Annotated in this window: 27 protein-coding genes and 1 pseudogene; 12 read left to right on the top strand and 16 right to left on the bottom strand. The window is 61.9% G+C overall.

The genetic code is table 11. The features are described 5' to 3' along the window. Positions 1-107: 107 nt before the first annotated feature. Positions 108-497: a MerR family transcriptional regulator gene (locus EL191_RS13325; RefSeq protein ID WP_041979544.1), complete on the top strand. Its 390-nt coding sequence runs from the start codon at positions 108-110 to the stop codon at positions 495-497. Here the strand turns inward: EL191_RS13325 and EL191_RS13320 are convergent. Then, positions 463-1,428 (bottom strand): NAD-dependent epimerase/dehydratase family protein, encoded by a 966-nt coding sequence (locus tag EL191_RS13320; protein WP_041978847.1) that lies wholly within the window; start codon positions 1,426-1,428, stop codon positions 463-465. The two genes, EL191_RS13325 and EL191_RS13320, sit on opposite strands and share 35 nt — an antisense overlap. A 505-nt stretch (positions 1,429-1,933) precedes the next feature. Between EL191_RS13320 and EL191_RS13315 the strand changes: the two genes are divergently transcribed. Continuing rightward, positions 1,934-2,716, top strand: coding sequence for a MetQ/NlpA family ABC transporter substrate-binding protein (locus tag EL191_RS13315; RefSeq protein WP_013715823.1), 783 nt, complete (start codon positions 1,934-1,936; stop codon positions 2,714-2,716). A 219-nt stretch (positions 2,717-2,935) separates the two neighbouring features. Here EL191_RS13315 and EL191_RS13310 read toward each other — a convergent pair whose 3' ends face one another. Next, complete coding sequence (locus tag EL191_RS13310) at positions 2,936-3,358, bottom strand: hypothetical protein (protein WP_041978850.1); 423 nt, start codon at positions 3,356-3,358, stop codon at positions 2,936-2,938. A gap of 385 nt (positions 3,359-3,743) precedes the next feature. Here EL191_RS13310 and EL191_RS13305 point away from each other — a divergent pair, with 385 nt between their 5' ends. Continuing rightward, positions 3,744-4,913 (top strand): GGDEF domain-containing protein, encoded by a 1,170-nt coding sequence (locus EL191_RS13305; RefSeq protein ID WP_041978852.1) that lies wholly within the window; start codon positions 3,744-3,746, stop codon positions 4,911-4,913. A 78-nt stretch (positions 4,914-4,991) separates the two neighbouring features. Here EL191_RS13305 and EL191_RS24580 read toward each other — a convergent pair. Next, a pseudogene (locus EL191_RS24580) lies at positions 4,992-5,102 on the bottom strand (glyoxalase III HchA); the annotation flags it as partial. A gap of 51 nt (positions 5,103-5,153) precedes the next feature. Here EL191_RS24580 and EL191_RS13295 point away from each other — a divergent pair. The 3 genes from EL191_RS13295 (at position 5,154) to EL191_RS13285 (ending at position 6,725) form a co-directional block, all read left to right on the top strand. After that, positions 5,154-5,318 (top strand): hypothetical protein, encoded by a 165-nt coding sequence (locus EL191_RS13295; protein WP_174447359.1) that lies wholly within the window; start codon positions 5,154-5,156, stop codon positions 5,316-5,318. 84 nt (positions 5,319-5,402) lie between these two features. Continuing rightward, the gene (gene pdxY, locus EL191_RS13290; RefSeq protein ID WP_013715817.1) at positions 5,403-6,275 is read left to right on the top strand and encodes a pyridoxal kinase PdxY; all 873 of its coding nucleotides are present in this window, start codon (positions 5,403-5,405) and stop codon (positions 6,273-6,275) included. Between the two features lie 144 nt (positions 6,276-6,419). Further along, entirely contained in the window at positions 6,420-6,725 is a 306-nt protein-coding gene (locus tag EL191_RS13285) for a hypothetical protein (RefSeq protein WP_017362958.1), read from the top strand. Between the two features lie 4 nt (positions 6,726-6,729). Here EL191_RS13285 and EL191_RS13280 read toward each other — a convergent pair whose 3' ends face one another. The 10 genes from EL191_RS13280 to EL191_RS13235 form a co-directional block, all read right to left on the bottom strand. Then, the gene (locus tag EL191_RS13280; protein ID WP_013715815.1) at positions 6,730-7,692 is read right to left on the bottom strand and encodes a Csu type fimbrial protein; all 963 of its coding nucleotides are present in this window, start codon (positions 7,690-7,692) and stop codon (positions 6,730-6,732) included. After that, positions 7,689-9,986, bottom strand: coding sequence for a fimbria/pilus outer membrane usher protein (locus EL191_RS13275; protein WP_017362959.1), 2,298 nt, complete (start codon positions 9,984-9,986; stop codon positions 7,689-7,691). The genes EL191_RS13280 and EL191_RS13275 overlap by 4 nt, the downstream gene beginning before the upstream one ends. A gap of 25 nt (positions 9,987-10,011) precedes the next feature. Then, positions 10,012-10,770, bottom strand: coding sequence for a fimbrial biogenesis chaperone (locus tag EL191_RS13270; protein WP_041978856.1), 759 nt, complete (start codon positions 10,768-10,770; stop codon positions 10,012-10,014). A 3-nt stretch (positions 10,771-10,773) separates the two neighbouring features. Further along, positions 10,774-11,346, bottom strand: a complete 573-nt coding sequence (locus tag EL191_RS13265; RefSeq protein WP_041978858.1) for a Csu type fimbrial protein — start codon at positions 11,344-11,346, stop codon at positions 10,774-10,776. Further along, complete coding sequence (locus EL191_RS13260; protein ID WP_041978860.1) at positions 11,346-11,846, bottom strand: Csu type fimbrial protein; 501 nt, start codon at positions 11,844-11,846, stop codon at positions 11,346-11,348. The genes EL191_RS13265 and EL191_RS13260 overlap by 1 nt, the downstream gene beginning before the upstream one ends. Positions 11,847-11,897: 51 nt before the next feature. Further along, positions 11,898-12,431, bottom strand: a complete 534-nt coding sequence (locus EL191_RS13255; RefSeq protein ID WP_232005478.1) for a Csu type fimbrial protein — start codon at positions 12,429-12,431, stop codon at positions 11,898-11,900. Between the two features lie 231 nt (positions 12,432-12,662). After that, a complete protein-coding gene (locus tag EL191_RS13250) occupies positions 12,663-13,487 on the bottom strand; it encodes an ABC transporter ATP-binding protein (protein WP_041978862.1) in 825 nt (274 codons plus the stop codon). After that, positions 13,484-14,548, bottom strand: coding sequence for a FecCD family ABC transporter permease (locus tag EL191_RS13245; RefSeq protein ID WP_041978865.1), 1,065 nt, complete (start codon positions 14,546-14,548; stop codon positions 13,484-13,486). The genes EL191_RS13250 and EL191_RS13245 overlap by 4 nt, the downstream gene beginning before the upstream one ends. Before the next feature lies 1 nt (position 14,549). Further along, entirely contained in the window at positions 14,550-15,548 is a 999-nt protein-coding gene (locus tag EL191_RS13240; RefSeq protein ID WP_041978867.1) for a FecCD family ABC transporter permease, read from the bottom strand. Continuing rightward, positions 15,548-16,462: an ABC transporter substrate-binding protein gene (locus tag EL191_RS13235; RefSeq protein WP_041978870.1), complete on the bottom strand. Its 915-nt coding sequence runs from the start codon at positions 16,460-16,462 to the stop codon at positions 15,548-15,550. Before EL191_RS13235 ends, EL191_RS13240 begins: the two co-directional genes overlap by 1 nt. 277 nt (positions 16,463-16,739) lie before the next feature. On the opposite strand from EL191_RS13235, the gene nfsB reads away from it, so the two are divergent. Continuing rightward, on the top strand, positions 16,740-17,390 hold the full coding sequence (gene nfsB, locus EL191_RS13230) for an oxygen-insensitive NAD(P)H nitroreductase (RefSeq protein ID WP_041978873.1): 651 nt from the start codon (positions 16,740-16,742) through the stop codon (positions 17,388-17,390). A 224-nt stretch (positions 17,391-17,614) separates the two neighbouring features. On the opposite strand, the gene EL191_RS13225 is transcribed toward nfsB, so the two are convergent. Then, positions 17,615-18,010: a RidA family protein gene (locus tag EL191_RS13225; protein ID WP_041978876.1), complete on the bottom strand. Its 396-nt coding sequence runs from the start codon at positions 18,008-18,010 to the stop codon at positions 17,615-17,617. 140 nt (positions 18,011-18,150) lie between these two features. On the opposite strand from EL191_RS13225, the gene EL191_RS13220 reads away from it, so the two are divergent. From EL191_RS13220 to EL191_RS13205, 4 genes are all read left to right on the top strand, one after another. Further along, the gene (locus EL191_RS13220) at positions 18,151-19,071 is read left to right on the top strand and encodes a LysR family transcriptional regulator (RefSeq protein ID WP_041978878.1); all 921 of its coding nucleotides are present in this window, start codon (positions 18,151-18,153) and stop codon (positions 19,069-19,071) included. Positions 19,072-19,231: 160 nt separating this feature from the next. Continuing rightward, positions 19,232-19,822, top strand: a complete 591-nt coding sequence (locus EL191_RS13215) for a TetR/AcrR family transcriptional regulator (protein ID WP_041978880.1) — start codon at positions 19,232-19,234, stop codon at positions 19,820-19,822. Between the two features lie 9 nt (positions 19,823-19,831). Beyond that, positions 19,832-20,311 carry a nuclear transport factor 2 family protein gene (locus EL191_RS13210; protein WP_017362971.1) on the top strand — a complete coding sequence of 160 codons (480 nt, stop codon included), beginning with the start codon at positions 19,832-19,834 and terminating at the stop codon, positions 20,309-20,311. Positions 20,312-20,379: 68 nt separating this feature from the next. Continuing rightward, a complete protein-coding gene (locus tag EL191_RS13205) occupies positions 20,380-21,291 on the top strand; it encodes a LysR family transcriptional regulator (protein ID WP_041978882.1) in 912 nt (303 codons plus the stop codon). A gap of 7 nt (positions 21,292-21,298) precedes the next feature. On the opposite strand, the gene EL191_RS13200 is transcribed toward EL191_RS13205, so the two are convergent. Further along, positions 21,299-21,577, bottom strand: coding sequence for a peptidylprolyl isomerase (locus tag EL191_RS13200; RefSeq protein ID WP_041978885.1), 279 nt, complete (start codon positions 21,575-21,577; stop codon positions 21,299-21,301). A 149-nt stretch (positions 21,578-21,726) separates the two neighbouring features. Between EL191_RS13200 and EL191_RS13195 the strand changes: the two genes are divergently transcribed. Next, positions 21,727-22,947 carry a PilT/PilU family type 4a pilus ATPase gene (locus EL191_RS13195; RefSeq protein ID WP_174447360.1) on the top strand — a complete coding sequence of 407 codons (1,221 nt, stop codon included), beginning with the start codon at positions 21,727-21,729 and terminating at the stop codon, positions 22,945-22,947. Between the two features lie 186 nt (positions 22,948-23,133). Here EL191_RS13195 and EL191_RS13190 read toward each other — a convergent pair whose 3' ends face one another. After that, positions 23,134-23,883, bottom strand: a complete 750-nt coding sequence (locus EL191_RS13190; RefSeq protein ID WP_041978889.1) for a substrate-binding periplasmic protein — start codon at positions 23,881-23,883, stop codon at positions 23,134-23,136. Positions 23,884-23,929 lie beyond the last annotated feature (46 nt).

Raw genomic sequence — 23,929 nt, 5'->3', positions numbered from 1 at the left:
CATGGCCGGTTTCTGCCATTTGCGAACGTCGGCCCCCTGACCTGAAGACAGTTTCACTAGGTAGCCATTAAGCTCTCACCCTTAATAGAACGCTTATGGGGCTGTACATGTACATCGCTGAAGTGGCGAAGTTGTCAGGATGCACGCCCAAAGCCATTCGTTTGTACGAGCAGATGGGGCTGATCAATCCGCAGCGTCTTGGCAGTTACCGACGCTACACGCCTTACCACCTGACCTTGCTGCAGATGATTCGCACGGCCCAGGCCGTGGGCTTCAAGCTGGGGGAGATGAGCGAGCTGCTGGCAGCCAAGCAGCATGACGCGCCTTTTCTGCTGGCGCTCGCCAATCAGGGCATCGAAGCCAAGCGCCAGGAGCTGCAAGCCCAGATACAGGCCTTGCAACTTCAGGAGCAGCGCCTGACCGAGTTGCAGGCGCAGATAAACCGGCAGTTCGCGCCCGCAGTCAACGCGACAGCAGGTACTCGAACGCCTGCCTGAGGGCCACCTGTGGCGAGCGCGGCCGGTAATCCAGTTCGCCGACTGCCTTGTCGATGCAATACCGCTGGCGCACACCATGGAACATCCGCACCTGACTAGACAGCAACTCGGCTGGCCGGCCAGTCAGGCGTGCACGCCATGTTTGCAGCAGGGCGATCGATAGCAGCAGGGCCTTGGGTGCGCGTGGCGGTAGACTTTGCCCGGGGCGGAGCGTATCGAGCGCGGCGATCACTTCACCCAATGACGAAGACTCGCGGTTGGCGAGTATGTAGCGTTGGCCTGGGCGACCTCGTTCGGCCGCGTTGATCATGCCTTCGGCGACATCCCGCACATCGACGAAGTTGAAATGGAAATCCGGGTCCAGCACCAGTTTGCGGGCCAGCACGGCAGTGAGAAAACCCATGGTGTCGGTAAGGCGTTCGGCATGGGGGCCGATGATCGCCGAGGGCAATACCGCAACCATCGACAGGCCTTGGGCCTGCGCTGCCTCCCAGGCGCTGCGCTCGGAGAGAATCTTAGAGAGGTAGTAGGGATTCTGCTGGTCGTCATTCCAAACCGCTTCATCCAGATACTGGCCGTCGTGGCCCACCGCGGCGACGGAGCTGACATAGACGATGCGGCGCACGCCGGCGTCGGCGGCGGCACGCAGGATATTGCGCGTGCCCTGCACATTGGGCTCGATGATCTCGGCTTGCGGGTCTTTCGCCCAATGTTTGAACACGGCGGCGACCTGATATAGCACATCGACTCCTTGTAGCGACTGGCGCAGGGAGTCGATGTCCTGCAGTTCTGCGCGCACCACTTCGCAGCCCAATCCGTGCAATGCTGAACAACCAGCGGGATCACGAACGCCGGCGCGTACCGCCTGCCCACGGCCGAGCAACTGCCGAACCAGGTTGTTGCCCAGGTGCCCATTGGCACCGGTGACCATCGATAACGCACTCATCAACTATTCAACTCCGATCTGAAATGGAGCCGGTAGCATGCAGTGTGCCCCTAGGGGCAGAGTCAAGCGCGGAAGTCGGGTGCTTATGCCGACGTTTTCGTCATGCCTGTCGGATTGACTAGATCCTGCAAAAGCGGGCTTTGATTTCAAGGTAAACGATAAGACCTTGGGCGAGACGGATGCTCATTCAAGCATCAAGCGCCACACATGGATCAAGTATCGATATACCTCCACCTATCCCGCTGCACCGTAGCCCGTTGCATCCCATGCCAAGGCACATGGTTGCGCTTTGGTCTACCGTTCCTAGTGACGACGGCAGTGATTTCATTCGTCGATTATTATTTTTGGAATAAGAAAATAATTAATAGGTATTTTGTGGAATAAATATTTCTTCGTACTGTCACGCTCAGCCCGGCGTATCCGCCTGGTATCTGCCAAACGCGCTGGCCTGTCGATCCAGCCGGCGCCATGAACCGAGAACAAGGACATCATGAAGAAGACCCTGCTGTTGACTGCCCTGGCCGCTGCCCTGACTGCTTCCCTGGCTCATGCCGGCGAAAAGCTGAGCGTGGCCGCCACGCCGGTGCCGCACGCCGAAATTCTTGAACTGATCAAGCCCGAACTGGCCAAGCAAGGCGTGGATCTCGATATCAAGGTCTTTACCGATTACGTACAACCCAACCTGCAGGTCAGCCAGAAGAATCTGGATGCCAACTACTTTCAGACCAAACCCTACCTGGACAGCTTCAACGCCCAGCGTGGTTCTGAACTGGTGATCGTGCAGGGCGTACATGTCGAACCCTTCGGCGCGTATTCGACCAAGTACAAGTCTCTGGATGAGCTGCCGGATGGCGCCACCATTGCCATTCCCAACGATGTCAGCACCACAGGGCGTGCGCTGCTCCTGTTGCAGAAGGCTGGCTTGCTGAGCCTCAAGGATCCCAACAGCGCTCAGTCGCTGCCGCGTGACATCGTCGATAACCCGCGCAAATTCAAGTTCCGTGAACTGGAGGCTGCCACTGTGCCGCGCGTGTTGAATCAGGTCGACCTGGCGCTGATCAACACCAACTACGCACTGGAAGCCAAGCTCAATCCCAAGCGCGATGCACTGGCGATCGAAGGCAGCGACTCTCCCTACGTCAATTATCTGGTGGCTCGTCCGGACAATCAGGACAGCGAGGCTATCAAGAAGCTCTCCGCGGCGTTGACCAGCCCTGAAGTTAAGGCGTTCATCGAGAAACGTTACGAGGGTGCGGTATTGCCGGCTTTCTGAGTCCAGTCGACTGAAGCCAGTCATCACCTAGAGTTTGCTGTGTGCACCAAGGCCCCATCGCCGGCCAGGTGGCAGGCGATCCGGCCGCCTATAGGTCGGTGATTGGCTTCTTTAGCCTGTGGCTCTTTCTGTGCCGCAGTAGTGCACCGTAGATCACGGTCTGTATTGAGCGCCGAGTTGGCTTGGCCGACTCAGCGTTCTTTTTTCGCCGGCCCAGCCTTAAAGGCTGAAGTAGTTGCTGCAGGCACCGCGAATGTTGTCGTGGTAGTCGAAGCGCTGGACGATCTTGTTCTCGTCGATGTCCATCATCACTGAGCAACTGTAGTGGCGTGTACGCGTCGAATATTCGTTGTAGCGGTACCAGCCGCCTGGGCCGGGGGCGACGTAACTGGCAGAGAGTTCTTCCCAACTCTGATTCCAGTTATCGAACCACAGGTATTGCTGGCGACCGTCGCCGAGGTCTTTGATTACGTGCGGTTCGCCATACTGTGCAATGGCTTCCGAGGCCGGCTTGCCAGGCCAGGAGTTCTTCGCGATCAGCCCGGGGATGTTGGGTATGGCCCGCTCCATGGGGCTGCCGACGCAACCGACGAGAACCAAGCTGGCTAGCATTGGCAGAGCGCGAAGAGCCTTGATCGACATGGAACCTCCTTGTACTCGATTGCACTATGGGGTGCCCTGACGCTAGCGCAGCCGAACGGATAGCGGGGCGGCAGCGTATGGCGCGAGTAGCAATAATGGGACGAATTCATCGTTATGCGATTTCGGCCCGACAAACTGCACTCCGCACTCGTGGCGTGAACGGCGGGGATTGCTGGCGCAGGCTCGTGGATCAGCGCAGGTTCGACTCGCCGTCGCTATGCTTTTGGACGAGTGGATGGCAGATTGCCTTCGCTGGCTGTACGCCACGCTTTATAGACTTGAATAGCCAAGCCAGAATGCGTTCTGGAATGCTGAGGGAAGTGAGGGCGCGCTATCGAGGCGCCGATCCATCGGCCTGTTGCTACCTCTCATTTTGCGCGAGTCCATGGTCACTACCGTCATCCTCAGCATGCTCTGCGTGCATTTGCTCTGCTTTTCCTTGATGTTCCTGCTGATCAGTAGGCGGCTGAACGGCAAGACGATGGGCATGGAAGTCTTTGCGCTGGGCAATCTTCTGCTTGGGCTTGCCTATATCCTGCAATTGGTCGATGGCCCGCCGGACTGGGGGCCGATGAGCCTGGTCAACCATACGCTGACGCTCGCTGCTCCTGTCGCTTACGTCCTGGGGGCCATGCGTTTTTTTGATCGTCCGACCCCGGTGTTGCGTCCGCTGCTAATACTGATGGTCGTCTACACGGGGCTGCAGTTGCTGACGCAGGGATTGTTCGGCTCCGAGGCACGCCATGCGCTGCTGGCCGGAGCCTGCGCGTCGCTCTTTCTGATCATGACGGTAGCCGTGCTGTACGGCATGCGAACCTTTGCCAGGGACCTGCATGTCGAGATGATCGTGTTCGCCGTGCTGATCGGCGGTATCTGCGTGCTCAATGCCATGAAGTTCGTGATGATCGTCAATGGCGGGATGGCGGCGCTGGATATGAGCCGTGGCTTCCAGAAGATCTTCTATATCTACATGTCATTCCTGGCGACCGTGTTGCCGCCATGTGCGGTCTGGCTGGTGCTGCGCCGCCTGACCGATGAACTGCGCAGCCTGGCGGCTCACGATCCGCTCACCCGGCTGCTGAACCGACGTGGGCTGATGGATGCGCTGGAAGCGCAATTTCACCTGCGCGCGGCCAGCCCTGCATACCTGCTGATCGTCGATATCGATCATTTCAAGAACATCAATGACACCCATGGCCACAAGGTGGGCGATTTGGTCCTGTGTCACGTCGCTGACGTGCTCACGTCTACCGCTCGCCAGGGCGATCTGGTTTGCCGTCTTGGGGGCGAGGAGTTCGTGGTCGTCGCGCTGGAAACGGACGAGGCCGGTGCCAGGCAGCTGGCTGAACGCATACGTGCTGCGATCGAGCTCAGTGCGGTGCCGGCCAGCGGTGAGAAACAAGCGATCCGTTGCACGGCCACCATTGGCGTAGCGGATGCCTTCAACGCCGCGCAGGCATTCGACTTGGCCTTGCAGCATGCCGACGCCGCGCTGTATCGCGGCAAGACGGCGGGGCGCAATCGGGTCGAATGGGCGCAGACGACCCGAGTGTGAGGGCCGCCTGCTACAGCTTCCTAGCGGAAACCTCCCAGCTGTTGGGCTGACCATTACACGGCCGAGGCAGGCTGATGCCTACTGTGCGGCGACTTCTTCAAGCAGCGTGGCAGTCGCCAGCTTGCCCAGGCGGTTACCGGCCAGCGGGCTGTCGCCGGTCAGCCGTTTGCGATCCTGATGCGTTACGCCGGAGATGGCCCGATCCTGCTGCCGCTAGGCCTCTGACTGGCGATCCGCCTGATGCCGGCCGATGTGCTGTACGAATGCCGGCAACAGGCCTTGGAGCGAGAGCAAGCACAGTCACCGCGTCCGGTGAGTCGTCTGGCAGGCGTGGTGATCATCCTGATCTGGCTGGCCCTGGCCGCTGTGCTCGGCTACGTCTTGCTCGTGCATTATGGCCGGTAACCTGAGGCTATACGTCTGCGTGACAGGGTCGTGCCGCGTGGCAAATAATCCCTGCCACATTGCCTTCAGCCTGCAGAGACCTCCATGAGCGCCACGCTACCGCCCCTAGTACTGTCCATTCAGTCGCATGTCGCCTGGGGGCATGTCGGCAATGCCGCAGCGGTTTTTCCATTGCAGCGGCTCGGTTTCGAGGTGCTGCCGATTCACACCGTGCAGTTCTCCAACCACACCGGCTATGGCCAGTTCCGCGGCCAGGTGTTCGGCGCCGAGCACGTGCGCGAGGTGTTGCTCGGGCTGCGTGAACGCGGCGTGTTGCCACGGTTGTCCGCGGTTCTTTCCGGGTACCTGGGTGATGCCGATACGGGGCGGGTGATTCTCGAGGCAGTGGGGGAGATTCGCCAGCACAATCCGGCCGTGCGTTATCTGTGCGACCCGGTGATGGGCGACGTCGGGCGCGGCGTATTCGTCAACCCGGCGATTCCCGATTTCCTGCGTGACCAGGCCATTCCTTTCGCCAACATCATCACACCGAACCAATTCGAGTTCGAACTGCTCACCGGCTCGAAACCGGCCGACCTGCAGGACGCGGTGAAGATTGCCAGACAATTGCGCGGGCGCGGGCCGGATGTGGTGATCGTGACCAGCCTGGCGACGCCGGATATCCCCGATAGCGAACTGGGCACGCTGGCGGTGAACGGTGAGGGTGCCTGGCTGGTGACGACGCCGCGTCTGGCGCTGCACCCCTTGCCCAACGGCATGGGCGACGTATTCTCGGCCACGCTGCTGGGCCGGCTGCTGGCAGGCCAGGCGCTGCCGCAAGCACTGGAGCTGGCCACGGCAACGCTCTATGCGCTGGTCGGGCAGACCGAAGACGGTGCTCGCGACCTGCCGCTGGTGGTCGCGCAGGAGCAGATCGTGGCGCCGGGCAAGCGTTTCGTCGCCCAATCCCTGGGATGAATCGGCGTTCGTCGGAATCGGGGTGATTTCAATGTGATATCACCGTATTCTCTCTCCCTGCGGCCCCATGTCGAATGCGTGACCGCTTCTACGGATGGATCTTGACCTTCACCCCAGCAGGCCATCCTTACCGTAGAACCCGTCATGTCGCTTCACCGATTCCTTGCCCTATGCGCGGCCAGCGTGCTGTGCGCTGCTGCCAACTCCACTCTCGCTGAGCAGGTCAGCGGGCAGTTGCAGATCAGCCTGACCATTCTCAAGCGCTGTGAGCTGGCTACGCGAAGCGATGCAGCGGCCGTGCATCTGAGCGAGCGTGGTTGTGAGCATGCTGCCTATCAGGTGCGCGATACTGACGGACACACCGTGCCGTTGACCCGCACTGCAGAGACGTCCTCAGTGGCCGTGCAGTCCGTTGAGGATGCAGGCTCGACACTGGTGATCTACTGGTAGCGCCTCAATAGTTGATGATCAACAGGACGTTATCCGTATACACGCCGACGGGGGCATTGGCCTGCCCCGGATCAAGAATGGCCTGGTAGGTGAAGGTTTGCGAATTGCCCGTGCCGCTGGCCGTCAGTGGCGAGGCGGCATTCCAGATCAGGCTGCTGGCATTGTGGTAGAGGTTGTAGCGGATGTACTGACTGCCGCTACGCAATCGCCGCCATGGCGCCTGGTAGTTCTGCCCATTGTCGAAACTCAGCGTGTAGCCCTCGGTGTTGGTGCAAGTGACGGCAAAGGTACGTTGTTGCGCGCTGAACTGACTGATCAGGGCGTTGGCACCGAAGTCGACATTGGGCAAGGTATCGATACGACAGGCCTTGCTGACCACCAGGGTGATGGTCACTGTAGCGAGAGAGCCCGTGCCCCAGTTATTAGGCGGGCCACAGATTGCCAGGCAAGGCTGAGTGAGGCCTGGGCTGCGGCTCCATGAGCAGAGGTCGATCAGCCCCAGCGTACAGATGGCCCAGTCCCAACGAAGGCTCAAGGTGGCTGTGTAGGTGCCTGCTGGTACGTTAGGCCCAGGGTTGGTTCGAAAGTACAGACCTATTGCGCTGTTGCTGGTGCCTAGTGCCAGCAGGTTGATTGCGTCGAGTTGCTGTGCCTGGCCGGCTACCAACGCCTGGTTGTAGCCCGCATCCCGGTAGACCTGGAAAGGGATCTGGTTACCCTTGCCATCGCTCAGTACCAGAGAGCCTGTATTTTGCAACGTCACTCTGACGTAGGCACTGGTCAGCGCTTGAAGCACCCCGGGACAGGACAGGCCGGCCCCAGCGGCGGTTGATTGCTGGCTGGTACGTAGCGTCAGAGAGTTGGTGCTGCCCAGGTTGGCCGAGGCCGTATAGGTGCTACAGGCGTGTGCCGCGCCGGTGGCCAGGGTGCAGGCGATCAGAACGAAGAGGCTCAGCCCGCGGATCATGGCTGAGCCTCTTCACGCAGGCAGGCAAGTGGGCCAATCACGGCCATTTCTACCGCCGTGTCATCCAGCGAGAACTGGCTGCTGCAGCGGCTGCCATCGGCCAGGCTAGCCTCCAACTGGTTGTCCCTGGACAGGCCTTCGAAATACAGCTGACCATCCCAGCCAATGTAGGTGCGTTGACCACTGGGGCGATGCAGCACCTGGGTGCCGCGTGGCAAAGGTGCACCCGTGCCGTCGACCAACTGGATGCTGGCTGAGAGGCTCATCACCATGGGGAACGCGAGGAGGGCGCCGCTGCCCTGATGCACGGCGATGCGCTGTTGCGTCTCGGCAAGTTGCAGATTGCTGGGTAGATCCAGCAGGTCGACTTCGTACTGGCCGGGATAGTAGGACGGCACCCAGGGCACCAGTAGGTAGCCGGCAGAATCGGTGCGGCCGAGTAACTGGTGCTCGTAGCGCACCGGTACATTCGAGTAGCCGTCGGTACTGACCAGGACGAAGGCGTCGTCGATGCGGTTGCTGGCGAACACCTGCCCCTGCATGGCTACCAGCGAGCCGCTGACACCACCCCATTGGGTGGCAGTGCCCTCATTTTCATAGACTCCGGCCTGCACCTGCGCATGCTGGGTGCGCCAGGTCAGGTCGGCCTGGCGATATTGAGTGTCACCGCCCGCGTAACCCAGGTTCCAGCCCAGGCCGCCGTCGCTCGGCGGGTTGCGACTGTAGTTGGCTCGTACGCGTTGATTGCCGTTGCTGTCTCGCTCGACGCCGGTGGTCAGGGTGGAGTGCAGATCGAATGGGATGACCAGTTGCGCCTGGATGGCGTGCGAGGCGTCGTCCAACTGGCGAATGAAGGACAGGTAGAGGCTGCTGCTGCCCCATAGGCTCCGTGACCAGGAAAGGTTAACCAGGCGTGTGCGCCGCCCGCTGTGATCTTCGCTGGCGAAGTAGCCTACGCCGAATGAGCCGAAGCCTTCCGGGCTGAAGCTGAACGTCAGTTGGTCCTGAATCTTGCTCAACGGGCCGCCGGCCAGGTCGCTATCCAGGGCTAGGGCTACGCTGAGATCGGCATAGTCCTGCGTGCGTTGGATGCGCTGTGCGGTGATACCGAAGCGGCGGGCGTAGTAGCTGTAACCGAGGCTGTACTGCTGGCCGTTACCGATACCACTGCTCTGGCTCACCGATCCCGTCAGGGCCCCTGCCAGGCCGAGCCCAACGGTAGTGCCGACCCCGGCCTGGCGCAGACCTGCACCGACCTCGGCATGGCTCTCCAGAGTGAGGCTGTCGGTCAGGCCGTAGCGCAGGCTGCCACTGCTCACCAGGCTGCCGTAGGAAAAATCCTCCACCCCGTAGTTGCGGCGCAGCTTGCCCAGTGACAGCGAAAAGTCCGAGAGACCCTGGCGCAGCAGGGTGTCGGTTACATAGAACGGTACCGTGGTCGAGACCTGGCGGCCTAGTACGTCGGTGGTCACCAGCGTTGCCGTACCGGCTCCGCTGATATAGGGCACGGTGTTCAGGGTGAAGGGACCGGGACGCAGCTCCTGCTGGCCGATGCGTGCGTCGTCGATGAACAGGTCCAGGGTGCTGGGAACCGCAGCGTCGCCATCGAAGCGAGGCAGCGGGTAGGTGATCAGATCGGGGCGCAGGGAAAAATCGCGGGAAATCTGCAGGCCGCCCACGCGTACCGCACTGTTCCAGGTCAGGGCACCGGTAATCAGGTCGCCACCGCTGAGGCTGAGCATGCGTTGCTGGTCGTTGAAGCGCCAGGTGGTGTCGTAGCGGGTATAGCCGTCGCGATAGGCCGGACCGGAAAAACTATGACGATAGACGCCGGTATTCGAGATCATGCCGAATCCGTCGAACACCCGTTGCTCGAGCCAAGTATTGGCGTAGTGGCCTGCGTTCTCCGTGTGGTTGTAGTAGAGGTCATAGTTGAATAGCGCGCCGAGCGCACTTTGCGCCTCCATCTGCTCGCTCAGGCTGCTCGGTCCGAAGCGTTGATGTGGTAGCCATTCACTTGGCAGTGTAAGCAGCAAGCGTTGATTCTCCTGCTGATACTCGCTTTGCAGGCCGTCGATACGGTCGAGTGCGATCCAGGGCATCGTTTCGGAGGGCAGGCGTACGCCAGCGGCGAGTAGATCGTCGCGTTGAGCGAACAGCCGGCCCTGGTTTTCTCTCACTTCCACCACCTTGCCGCTGGAGAGTTCATTGACGACCAATTCCAGATAGAGCAGTTGAGCTTGAGCGAACTGTTCCTCATCGTTGCCATGAGCCGGGTGGCCTGACAGCAGCATTGCCGCAAGCAGCAGCGTCAGGGCGCTACTCAGCAGCCAGTGTCTGCGCTTTGCGGTGTTCGTTGATGCGAGCCTGCACCTGGCCGCTGCGTACTCCGTTGGGCAAGGGCCAGCGCATCTGTGCGTCAGGCAGCACGTAGCCCAGTAGGCCTGGTGCAACTGACTGTGGGCCGCTGGCGCGTAGCAGATTGACCTGTGACAGCCGCGCCGGTGCGGGACCGATGTTGCGCAGGTAGAGGAAGGCACCATCGCTGCCTTCGACAACGCGGTAGCGTAGATCGGGAGCCAGAGCTCGGCCCTGTGCTGGCGCTTCTCGCGCGCCGTCATCCAGATACGCCCCTGGTCCGACCACGAATAGCGGTACGGAATAGCGCATCTGAAACTGCACCCCGAGCTGCGATGGCTGCGGTTGTGGCGGCAGCACTTCGTCGATCAACACCCGGTAGGACCGTAGCGCACCGGGACCTGGGGGCTCCAGGTTGACCAGCCTCACCAGTTGCCGCTTGCCAGGTTGTAGCGTCGCCATCGGTGGGCTGCCCACGACCTGTTTCTGCGGTGTCAGGCGATCTTTGAAACCCTTCTGCTCCCAGGCCAGTACGCGAACCTGTAGGTCTACCGGTTCCAGGCCACGGTTCTCCAGCCAGAGCGCAGCTGATTTCTGTCGATCCGCTTCTATCAACGGATTGATCGGCCAGATCAGGATGGAGCTGGCTGCCTGCACGGCAAGACTCGCCAGCAAGGTACTTAGCGTCAGGCCGCAGGCGAAAAGGATGCGTGTCCTCATGGCTCAATAACTCACGGTCACGGTGATGGTGTCGGTGTAGATGCCAGCCGAGGGCAGCGGGCTGACAGCGAACAGACGGGCGTAGACCGTGTAGGTCTGGGTGGCGCTGCCCACCGGAAAGTTGACGCTCATGCGTGTGCCGCCGTTGCTGCCGTCGCCCCAGATGAGGCTGCGCGCTGCGTCCTGGTAAAGCTGGTAGCGCAGGCGCTCGGCTCCTCGGGCCAGGTAGCGGCCACCACCCACGCTGCTGGCGTTGAGGCCGGCATTGAGCGAAATGGATACCGCCGTACCGGGCGAGCATTGCAGAACGATGGAGCCATTGCCCGGTGTGCTGGCCGCGTCCAGATTGCTGGGCAGGGTGCTGATCGAGCCGAACGAGATGCTGCCGAACGATGTCGCGTCGCTGCCACCGGCGCCGAGCAGGCAGCCAGGCACGATCTCCGCGCGCAGCTGAAAGCTCTGGCTGACGATCTGATCGTTGACGCCCGTGTCGCCGTGCGCTGGCACGGTAGCGATGACCAGGATGGTCAGGCAGAGCAGGCTGGTGACCCCAAATGGATGGTCCCGGCACGGCATCACCAACTCACCGTGACGGTCAGGGTATCGCTGTAGCTGCCAGGCGGTGGCGCGCTCTGCGCCGGTACGCGGGCATAGATGGGGAGCCACTGGTCCTGGCCATTGCCTATCGCGCTGACTCCGGTGCTGTTGTCCCAGACGGTGGCATAGTCCGCAGCAGTGTAGAGGTTGTAGGCGAGTACGGCGGAGCCGGGACCAACCATCTGCCGATTGTTGACGGCGCCGCTATAACCGGCATTGATCAGTACCCGGTAGGGAATGCTTTGCTGGCAATTGATGCGCAGGGCACCTGCCCCTGGTTGGCCGACGCGGGTGATCAGGCTATCGAGTCTGAGGTGCGTGCCGAAGTCGAGGATGCCGAAGCTCAGGCCCGAACCACTGTTGCTGCCTGCCTGACAGGCCGGCAGGACCTCGACGTTCAGGCCGATGGTGGCAGTCTTGTCGACTGCTGCCGCAAACGTTGGAGCGAGCATGAGGAGAAGGGCGATCAGGCGTGGCATGACGAGTCCTCCCTGATGAGCGAGATGTCCTCTTGAGCGTATGCAGCGTGCTTACCAGGCGATGGTGACCTGAACGGTATCCGTGTAGGTCCCGGGGCTTGGAGTGGTCTGAGAAGGTACCCGGCCGTAGACGATCACCTCTTCGTTGTTGCCGGTGCCGGTACCTGAAAGCACCGACCCTGTGGCGCCGCCGTCTCCCCAAGGCAGGGAGCGGCCGCTGTTCTGATAGAGGTTGTAGGCCACGTAGGCACCCGCATTGATCATGCGCCTTTGGCCGCCGCTGGCGTTCTGCCCGGCGTTCAAGGCGATGCTGTAGGCGGTACCGAGGCTGCATTGCAGGCCGAAAGAGCTGCCGCCCGCACTGCCGAAGGAGCGGCCGTCGATCAGGTTGGCGAGGTCGTTGTAGTTGCCGAAGGAAATCGATCCGAAGGTATTGCTGGAGCCGCCCGCGGTGCCGTTGGTCACCGTGCAGCCGGTGCCGATGGTGATCTGGACGTTCAGTTGACCTTGCAGTTGGCCGGCCGAAAAAGCCGGGGCTGCGAAGAGCGGAAGTGCAAGCGCTGCGACCCTCATGGCGGGCTTCATATGGGCAAGTCCGTTTGAAATGGAGTTACTTGGACGATAGTCCAGACATCTGCCTGCTTCAGGGCACCATTTTTTTCACGATCTTTCCGTGAGTCGCTCCGATCAATTCAACCCTTTGATTTGAAACAATAAAAATCATCGTATGAGAAATATCCGAAAGAGTGATGCGCTGATTTCCTACATTTTTTTCAGAAGATTTCGTATTTGGACGCTTTCTATAACGTTTCTCGACTAGGTCAGCTTGCTCACGCCGGCGATCACCGGTGTACCGCTGAACGGATCACGTAGCAGCGTGCAGCGCACGCCATACAGGTGCTCGACCAACTCTGGGGTGACGATGTCTTGGGGACTGCCGCTGGCGACGATGTGCCCTTGGTGCATGGCGATCAGGTGATCGGCGTACCGACAGGCGCTGGAGAGGTCGTGTACCACCATGACGATGGTCTTGCCGGCGGCGGTCAGTTGGCGGATCAGCTCGAACACTTCGATCTGATGGCCCAGGTCCAGCGCCGAGGTGGGTTCATCGAGCAGCAGCAGGGGCGTGGCCTGGGCGATGGCCATGGCGATCCAGGCACGCTGGCGCTGACCGCCGGACATCGACTCCAGCGGGCGGTCGGCCAGATCCACCAGGTCGGCGGCGAGCAGGGCCTCCTCGACGATGGCCTGGTCCTCTTCGCTCCACTGGCGCAGCAGGCTCTGGTGCGGCTGACGGCCGAAACGAATCAGTTCGCTGACCGTCAGCCCGTCCGGCGCACTGGCATCCTGCGGTAGCAGCGCAAGCCTGCGCGCCACTTCCCGAGAGGGCAGACTGCCGATGGCCTTGCCATCGAGCAGCACCTGGCCGGCGCTGGGCTTGTGCAGGCGCGCCAGGCCGGCGAGCAGGGTGGATTTGCCACACCCATTGGGGCCGACGATGGCCGTGACCTGGCCGCTGGGAATGAGCAGGTTCAAGTCGTCGATGATGGTGGCCTGGGCGTAGCCCATGCTCAGGTCGCGGGCTTCCAGGCGTACGTCTGGCTGGCGAGTGTCGCCGAGCAGGGAGGAAAGCAGGTTCATGTCGAACTCCGTGGGACCTGGCGCAGCAGAATCCAGAGTAGGTAGGGGCCGCCGACCACGGCGGCGATGATGCCAACCGGGATCTCGATGGGCGCCAGCAGGGTGCGTCCAAGCCAGTCGGCAAGGATCATCATCAGTGCGCCGGACAATGCCGCGTTGAACACCGGGACACCGTGGCGGTTGCACAGATGCCTGGCCATTTCCGGTGCGGCCAGGGCGATCAAACCGACCGGGCCGACGACGGCGACGGCCAGTGCGGTTAGCCACACGCACAATGCCAGGGTGAGCAAACGCATGCGTTGCAGGCGCACGCCGAGACCGATGGCGACACTGTCGGAAAAACGCATCAGGCTCAGGGCATTTGCCAGCAACTTGGCCAGCGGTAGGCCGGCTGCCAGGCCGATGCCGAGCAGCAGTACCGAATCGGCAGGTCGCGCGTTGAGACTGCCCACCGTCCAGGGGTAGGCAGCATTGGCAGCGTCCATGTCGCTACGCGCCAGCATCAGGTTGGTCAGTGCACCGAACAACGCGCCTATGGCGATGCCGACGACGATGAAGCGATAGCCGCGAGCGCCACCACCGGCCGCCAGGGCGAAAGTCAGCACCGCCGCCGTGGCAGCACCGCTCAGGGCCAGGGCCGAGGGCGCCAGGCTGGTGGGCACGGCGACGATGGAGGCGACGGCGAAGGCGGTGGCGCCGTTGTCGATGCCGATCACCCCAGGCGTGGCCAGACGGTTGCGCGCCAGGGTCTGCAGCAGGCAGCCAGCCGCGCCGAGGGCTGCGCCACTGAGCAGGCCGGCGATCAGCCGAGGCAGACGCAGCTCCTGAATCAGAAACACCTGCAGCGCGTCGCCCTGGCCCAAGGCCGCCTGCAGAGCTTTCCAGGGCGTGAGGGTGTCGTCGCCGGCCGCCAGTATCGCGGTAGCCACGGCGATCAGCAGCAGGCCTAGGATCAGCGCGATGGCCATGCTGCGTCGGTGCAGCAGCAGGCTGTAGCGGCCCAGACGCAGCAGATGATGGCCGCTTGGGGCGAGCAGGGGATGTGGGGCGGTTCGGTTCATGTCACAAGGTCGGCAGGCGGTGTTGGCGGACCACGGCGATCAGGATCGGTGCGCCGACGAAGGCAGCCACCACGCCAACGGGCAATTCGTAGGGGCGCACCAGCAGGCGCGAGATGACATCAGCCAGCAGCAGCACGCTGGGGCCGAGTAGCATGCTCAGGCCAAGGGTGCGGCGAATGCCCGAGCCCACCAGACGGCGGGCGATGTAGGGCACAATCAGGCCAATGAAGGCGATGGGGCCGGCGGCTGCGGTGGCGGTGCCGACCAGGATCGCCACGGCCAGCAGGGTACCCAGGCGGGTCAGTTGCGGATGATGGCCGAGACCGCTGGCGACGCGCTCGCCCAATGCCAATGCGGCCAACGGGCGCACCACCAGCAGCGCCATGGACAGCCCGCCAATCAGCCCCGGCAGGCTCCACTCGAGGGTGTCCAGTGGGCGGCCGGCCATGGCGCCGATGACCCAGAAGCGCATCTCGTCGGCCGTGCGCTGATCCCATAACAGCAACAGGCTGCTGAGTGCGCCGAGCATGCCGGAGAAGGCGGCGCCGGCCAGCACCAGGCGCACCGGATCGTCACCCACGCCGCGCATGCGCGTGACCAGCAGCACCAGCACACAGCCCACCAGCGCGCCGAGCATGGCGACGCCCAGATGCAGGCTGGCGGCCGAGGCGCCCAGATTGATCGCCAGGACCACGGCGAATGAGGCACCGGCGCTGACTCCGAGCAGCCCGGGTTCGGCCAGTGGGTTGCGCGTGACCGCTTGCAGCAGTACGCCGGCCGCACCCAGGGCAACGCCTACGAGCACGGCCAGTTCGGTGCGCACCCAGCGCAACTCGAAGACGATGAAGCGAGCATCGTCGTCGCTGCTACCGAGCAGTGCCTGCAGGCTGGGCAGGATACCGATATCGCCAGCGCCCAACAGCAGGCTGGCTAGGCACAGTAACGCAAGGCACAGGGCTGCGTAGCCAAGGGCCAGAGGAACGGAAAGACGTGCGGGCATCAGTCGAGCAGCGCCTTCTCCACGTCGTCAAGCACCTGCTGCGCGGCCAGGTAACCGGAGCTGCTGCTCCAGATCTGGCCGTCTACCGTCACCACCTGCTCATCGGCGACGGCTTTCAGGCGAGTGAAGGCGGTTTGCTTGCGCGCGTCCTCCAGTGCCTTGCGGCCGTCCGGGTTGAGGGTGGCGAGGAAGATCCAGTCGGCGTTGACGCGCGACAGGTTCTCCAGGCTGAGTACATCGCTGTGCGGTTTCTGTGCCTGGGCGGCGGCTAGTTCGTTGGCTTGCAGGCCAAGGTCAGCGAGCAACTGACCGACGAACAGATGACTGGACATGATCACCGGACCTTGCGGATTCCAGCGCACCACGCTGACCTGTAGGCCCTGTGGCAGGCGCTGGCGCAGTTGTGCGCTGCGCGCGTCGATTTCGGCGATACGCTGCTGACCCTCTTCAGCCTTGCCGAGCGCCTGAGCGTAAGTGGCGTAGGTATCGTGCCAGTTCTGAAAGCTGGTGCCCTTGGGCACCACGGTCGGTGCCATCAGGCTCAATTTGGCGTACAGCTCACGTGGTAGATCGTTCGAAGCCAGCACCAGGTCCGGTTGCAGGCGCAGGATGGCCTCCAGATTGGGCTCGCGCACGCTGCCGACCAGGGTGATCTTGCCGGCCTTGGCCTTGAGGTAGTCCGGCACGTCATCGCCGCCGCGGCTGGCCAGGGTGCCGACCGGTTGCACGCCGAGGGACAGCGCCGCATCCAGCGCGCTGTCGCCGAGAGCGACCACGCGCTGCGGCGTGCCGCTGAGGGTCAGCGGGCCATAGGCGCTGTCCAGCGTGCGCTCGCTGGCATGCAGCGGCAGAGTGAGGAGTAGCGAGGCGGCAATCGCCGCAGCGGTGCGTTGCAGATGAGAGCGGATAGACATGCTGGACTCCGGGTCGGGACACGCAGCGATGAGCGCTGGTCGGGCAGGATCGAAAGCAAGCTATCTTTTTACTATCGGCGCTAATGAAAATCCATCGCGTTTACGAGTTGTTTACAGGCGTCGTACAGCTTGCCGACAGGCAGGTGTGGCTGGGCTGCTTCGCCCGGGATTTTCACGTTTTCATTGAAACTGCTGCTGCCAATGCCCGCTTTTTTCATGGCTTGCCATGCTTCAGACTTAGACTTTTCGCTCCATCCATTCGATCAGGAGGTTGTCCATGAGCCCCGTTTCCTTCGCACGCCAGCGCTATACCACCAAGGCCTACGATGCCAGCCGCCAGGTGGACCAAGCGATCATCGACGAATTGCTCGAGCTGCTGCGCCTGTCACCGTCGTCGGTCAACTCGCAGCCCTGGCACTTCGTCGTGGCGAGCACCGCAGAGGGCAAGGCGCGCCTGGCCAAGGGCGCACAGGGCGGCTTCGCCTACAACCAGGCGAAGATTCTCAATGCCTCGCACGTGATCCTGATTTGCGCCCGTCGCGACCTCGACGACGCCTACCTGGCCGACGTTCTGCAGCAGGAAGCTGACGATGGCCGCTTCCGCGATGATGCGGCGCGCACCACCCAGCACAACACCCGCAACAGCTACGTCGAACTGCACCGCGGCTTGGGCGACATTCCGCACTGGGCCGAGAAACAGGCTTATCTGGCGCTGGGTACCTTGCTCCTGGGCGCAGCGGCCAAAGGTGTGGACGCCACGCCGATGGAGGGTATCGACCGCCAGGCACTGGATGAGGAACTGGGACTCACCGCCAAGGGCCTGGGCAGCATGGTGGCGGTGGCGCTGGGGTATCGCAGTGACAGTGACTTCAATGCGGCGCTGCCGAAGTCGCGTCTGCCAGCCGAGCGCGTCTTCACTCACCTCTAAGAGCCAGCTCACGATCTCGCGAGCTGGAGCGATACAAGGCCGATGGCGGCCCCGCAAAACAAGCGAGGAACGGTCAGAGTCGCGCTCGACTGTCTTTTTTATATGAGCATTCCGACTGGGCTGGCAATCCAACTTGTTTTTAACGCAGTAGCGCCGCGCAGCAGATCGTGAACAGCTTCTAAGCCTTTCGGTCGCGCCCTCGTCTGCAGGGGCGCAACCGACACTCATTCCGGCAGCTTGGCGATCACCTTGATCTCGAAGTCGAAACCGGACAGCCAGGTCACGCCAATGGCAGTCACAGTCGGGTAGGGCGCTTCGCCCCAATAATCGGCTGCCACTTCCCAGATGGTTTCGAATTTCGCGTGCGGGTCGACCATGAAAATGGTGGTGTCGACCACGTCGTCGAAGCTGCTGCCAGCCTCCGCGAGTATCGCATTGAGGTTGGCGAAGGCCAGGCGAACCTGATCTTTCAGGTCGGGCTCGGGCGAACCATCCTTGCGGCTGCCGACCTGGCCGGATACGAACAGAAACCCATTGGAACGAATCGCTGGCGAATAGCGGTGAAGCTCGTACAGATCATGGCGCTCGGCCGGGAAAACCACATCTCGGTTGTTTGTCATCGTTGCCTCTGTCTAGGGCCAATGTGGCCCGCTGTTGTCGATGACGTCACTCTAGAAGTGCGGAGGAACTGGATAAACACGCAACTCTGGTCATGACTGTTTGTAAAATCCAAACAATCAACGGCTAAGAGAGGCGCGAGATGGACCGTTTCGATGCGATGCAGGCCTTCGCCCGGGTGGTAGAAACCGGCAGTTTCACCAAGGCGGCTGCGACCCTGCACATGAGCAAGACCAGCGTGACGCAATTGGTCCAGCAACTGGAGGCGCGGCTGCGCGTACGCCTGCTCAACCGCACCACGCGCAAGGTCAACGTCACCGCCGATGGCGCCGCCTACTACGAGCGTGTGGTGCGTCTGCTGGCCGATGTCGACGACGCCGAGACCAGCCTGTCCAGTGCATCGCTGGTCCCGCGTGGTCGGCTACGAGTGGACGTGCCAAGCCCCTTCGCGCGCATGCTGCTGATTCCTGCCTTGCCGGCGTTCTATGCACGCTATCCGGAAATCCAGCTGACCTTGGGCGTGAGCGACCGTATCGTCGACGTCATCGGCGAGAATGTCGACTGCGTGGTGCGCGGCGGCGAGATCATCGATCAGTCGCTGATCGCGCGCCATGTCGGCGATCTGCAACTCGGTATCTACGCCACGCCGAGTTATCTGCAGGGGGCCGGAACGCCGACGCATCCCCGTGAGCTGGAGGCGATAGGCCACAGCACGGTGGGCTTTCTCTGGTCACGCACCGGCAAGGCCTTGCCCTATGCAATGCGTTGTGGCGACGAATGCATCGAAGCCCATGGTCGCCCGCGGCTGATCGTCGATGATGGTAACGCTTACCTGGCCGCCGGCCTTGCGGGTCTCGGCATGCTCTGGTTGCCGCACTACATGGCCAAGCCGCACCTAGCCAGCGGCGAACTGGTGCGCCTGTTCGAAAACTGGCAGATGACGCCGATGCCGATGTACCTGGCCTTTCCACCGAACCGACACGTCAGCGCCAAGCTGCGGGTGTTCATCGATTGGGTGGTGGAGTTGATGGCTGAGCATGCGCCGGTGTTGGAGCGGCGCTGAGCGGTCTGCAGAGCAGTATGCTAATGCTGTAACTGCGTGCATCAGAGAGTTTGAAGCGTTTGTACTCTCTACCGCTCGTTCCCATCTTACGAAAATCGGTTGACCAAAGAGAATGATCGTTCTACTTTATTGAGAACGATCATTCTCTTTGGTTTGAACCATGCCCGAAGACGCCTCAATCCAGCAGCGCTTGCTGCAAGCCACCGAAAGCCTGGTCTATGCCGGTGGTATCAACGCCACCGGGATGGATGCCATCGTCAAGGCATCCGGGGTGGCGCGCAAAAGCATCTATCGCCTCTATTCGACCAAGGAAACACTGGTTGCCGCTGCGCTGCGCGCGCGTGATGAGCGCTGGATGCAGTGGTTCATCGCGGGTACTTCCGCGGGCTCGCCAAGCGAACGCCTGTTGGCGGTGTTTCCGCTTCTGCGCAGTTGGTTTTCGGCAGCCGATTTTCACGGCTGCGCCTTTATCAATGCGGCGGGAGAGATCAGTGATCTCGACAGTGAAATTCGCGCCGTGGCGCTGCTGCATAAACAGCGCCTGTTGGCTTATCTGACCGAGCTGACCACGGCTGGCAGCTTTGCCGAGCCCGAGGAAATGGCCAGGCAGTTTCTCCTGCTGATCGATGGTGCTACCGCCGTCGCCATGGTTACCGGCCAGGCGGATGCCGCCGACAGCGCCGGCCGCACTGCGCAATTACTTCTGCAATCCCTATCGCCCAGCGATGGGCTCAACCCCCCGCAAGCCTGAGGTGCCATCATGTCGTCAAATACCGAAGTTCGTCCGCCGCTGCCGCCGTTCACTCGCGAGAGCGCCATTGAGAAGGTCCGCCTGGCCGAGGATGGCTGGAACAGCCGTGATGCGGCCAAAGTCGCGCTGGCCTACAGTCTCGATACGCGCTGGCGCAATCGTGCCGAGTTCGCCAATGGCCGCGATCAGGCTCGGGCGTTTCTCGAGCGTAAATGGGCCAAGGAGTTGGAGTACCGTCTGATCAAGGAACTCTGGGCATTCACCGACAATCGCATCGCCGTGCGCTATGCCTATGAATGGCGCGATGACTCGGGCAACTGGTTTCGCTCCTACGGCAACGAGAACTGGGAGTTCGGTGCCGACGGCCTGATGATCAACCGTTATGCCTGCATCAACGACTTGCCGATCCTGGAATCCGAGCGCAAGTTCCGCTGGCCTCAGGGGCGTCGTCCTGACGATCATCCAGGCCTATCCGAACTGGGACTCTGATCGGGCTATGTGGGCACGGGAGTTGCTGCTTTAATGCGCCAATAAACCTGTGCCCCGAGGCCCTCTGGATGAATCGCAACGACCTGCGCCGCGTCGACCTGAATCTGCTGGTGATCTTCGAAACCCTGATGTTCGAAAAGAACCTGACCCGCGCGGCCGAGAAGCTGTTTCTCGGTCAGCCGGCAGTCAGTGCGGCGCTGGCTCGTTTGCGTGATCTTTTCGACGACCCGTTGCTGGTACGCAATGGCCGTGGCTTCGAGCCGACAGCACGGGCGTTGGCGATTCTCAAGGAGTTGCAGCCAGCGATGGACACCATCTCGGGCGCGGTCAGCCGTGCCCGCGAGTTCAATCCGGCGACCAACCGCGACACCTTCCGCATCGGCCTGTCCGATGACGCCGAGTTCGGCCTGTTCCCGGCGCTGCTCAACCAGATCCGTGAAGAGGCGCCGGAGGTGGTGATCGTGGTGCGACGGGTCAACTTCCTGCTGATGTCGTCGATGCTGGCCTCTGGGGAAATCTCCGTTGGCGTCAGTTACACCACCGAGCTGCCAGCCAACGCCAAGCGGCGCAAGTTGCGCGAAATGAAGGTCAAGGTGCTGCGTGGCGATGACCGCCCGGGCGCACTGACGCTGGATGAGTACTGCTCGCGGCCGCATGCGCTGGTGTCGTTCTCGGGCGATCTGTGCGGCAATATCGACAACGACCTGGCGCGCCTGGATCGCTCACGCCGCGTGGTACTGGCTGTGCCGCAGTTCAGTGGCTTGCGCTCGATCATCGCCGGTACTGAGATGCTCGCGACCGTACCTGATTTCGCTGCTGCGGCGCTGATAGACGGGACCAGTCTGCGCGCCGATGACCCGCCATTCGAACTGGTTAACTCGGATCTGTCGATGGTCTGGAGCGGGGTGACCGACAACGACCCGGCCGAGCGCTGGCTCAGGAGCAAGATCGTCGAATTCATGGGCGAGCCAGGCGCCTGAGCGGGGCTCAGTCGCGGTAGAACACCTGGATCAGGTGATAACCGAACTGGGTCTTCACCGGGCCGTGCACTTCACGCAGCGGCTTCTTGAAGATCACTTGATCGACCGCCCGCACCATCTGCCCGGGACGCATTTCACCGAGGTCGCCGCCTTTCTTGCCGGAGGGGCAGGTTGAATGCTTGCGCGCCAGCACATCGAAGGCCTCGCCGGCGGCAATGCGCTTCTTCAGCGCGGCGGCTTCCGCTTCAGTCTTGACCAGGATGTGGCGGGCCATTGCCTTTGCCATTGATGGGTTCCTCAATTCTGTCAGGGCGCTATTGTGCCAGCATTCATTGCGCCAGCAGAATGGCGTCAATTTTGTGGGTTGTGCCTCATCCGCGCTGCGGATGAATCATGGCCTATGGTATTTCAATCGTGCCCACGGAAAACGCTGCCATGGATCTCCACGCAATGCTGAAAATCCTGTCCAGTCAGGATGGCTCCGATCTGTATCTGTCCACCGGCGCGCCGCCTTGCGCCAAGTTCAACGGCGTGCTCAAGGCGCTGAGCCAGGAGCCGATGAAGGCGGGCGATGTGGCGGCCATTGCTGATTCGATCATGGATAGCGCGCAGCGCGAGGAGTTCGAGCGCGAACTGGAGATGAACCTGGCGATTTCCCTGGCTGGCGTAGGGCGTTTTCGCATCAACATCTTCAAGCAGCGCAACGAGGTATCCATCGTCGCGCGTAACATCAAGCTGGACATCCCCCGCTTTGAAGACCTCAAGCTGCCCGAGGTGCTGCTCAACACTGTGATGGAAAAGCGCGGCCTGGTGCTGTTCGTTGGCGGCACCGGCTCGGGCAAGTCGACTTCTCTGGCGGCGCTGATCGACTACCGCAACCGCAACAGCGGCGGCCATATCATCACCATCGAAGACCCGGTGGAGTACGTGCACCGGCACAAGAAGTCGATCATCAACCAGCGTGAGGTGGGCGTGGACACGCGCAGCTTCCATGCCGCGCTGAAGAACACCTTGCGTCAGGCGCCGGACGTGATCCTGATCGGTGAGATCCGCGACCGCGAAACCATGGAGCACGCCCTGGCCTTTGCTGATACCGGGCACCTGGCGATCTCCACTTTGCACGCCAACAACGCCAACCAGGCGCTGGACCGCATCATCAACTTCTTTCCGGAAGACCGCCGCCCTCAGTTGCTCAACGACCTGGCTAACAACCTCAAGGCGTTCGTTTCCCAGCGCCTGGTCAAGACCGTCGATGGCAAGCGCCGCGCCGCAGTGGAGGTGATGCTGGGCACACCGACGGTGCGCGACCTGATCAAACGCAATGAATTCTCCGAGCTCAAGGAAATCATGGAGAAATCCAAGAACCTGGGCATGCAGACCTTCGATCAGGCGCTGATCGACCTGGTGCACGAAGGTGTGATCGATGAAGAAGAAGCGGTGAAGAACGCCGACTCGGCGAACAACGTACGTCTCAAGCTCAAGCTCTATCGCGACAATCCGGCCAATACCAGGCCCGCACCCGCCGCGGCAGCGCCGGCAGCTGCGCCGGTCGCTGCACCGAAGGCCGCCTCGGCAGGCGATTGGGGTCTGGAGCTCAAGCTGGAGGATATCGAGGAGGAGCAGCCGCCGGAGGACCCGGGACGGCAGGGGATTTAGGGGGGCTGTACAAAAAGTCACTGAGCGACGGTCAGGCAATGCCGATGGCGGCCCCGCAAAAATAGGCGAAGAACGGGCTGGGCTCGCATTCGAGTTTACCTGCTGTAAATGAGCATTTGACCGGGCTGGCGTTCCAGCCTGTTTTAAACGCAGCATCACCGAGCGCTGGCACTTTTCGCTCAGAGTCTAGGGATCGGGCTGCAGCGGCAGATACGCCTGGCGCAAAAGGTGGCTGACGCCTTCCTGCTCGAGCGCTCTGATTGCGTCGCGCAACTGTTCGACCAACTGTTCATCGCATTCCCTTGAGCAGCTCAGATACAGGCCGGTACTGGCCAGCGTCGGGCTTCTGCGCAGATTCTGCTCGCGGTACGTAGAATTTTCCCAGATGTACAGCGCTTCCGGCACACCGGTGAACCAGGCGTCGATACGTCCCAGAACGAGCAGGTGTGCAGGGTTTTCGCCCAGTTTGAGCTGAACGATCTGCTCGTCACTGAAGCCCTCACGCTGCAGGATGCCGACCTGCGCGGTGCCCATGCCGACGCCGATGCGGCGATAACGCTGGCGGGCCTGGGCGAAGTTCGTTACGGGTTCGTCGAGACTGAAGAAAGCGCGCTCCAGCTCCATGATCGAGGCGACCCAGGTATAGAGGTCTTCCCGCTCGGGTGTGCGTGACAGGGGAATGATCAGCATGTTCTTGCCCCTGGAAACGCGGGCTTGGGCGCGCGGCCAGGGCTCGGCGACGATATGGGTCAGCTTGCCGATGCGTGCCAACGCAGCCAGTACAACATCTCCGACCATGCCGTGGCCGCCAGCGTAATGGTTCATCGCCAGCGGTGGTGCCTCAGGCATGTACAGCCGGACGGGGTCATCGGCCGATACCGCTGCGGTGAACAGCAGGGCAACGAGCAGGCAAAAGAACTTGGGCACGACGAACATCCTGTTGTTCCGGTCGAATCAGTATAGGGAGCGGCAATCCCGACGT

This window comes from Pseudomonas mendocina, from assembly GCF_900636545.1.
Classification (GTDB): domain Bacteria; phylum Pseudomonadota; class Gammaproteobacteria; order Pseudomonadales; family Pseudomonadaceae; genus Aquipseudomonas; species Aquipseudomonas mendocina.
This window is presented reverse-complemented; position numbering and strand designations above follow the sequence as displayed.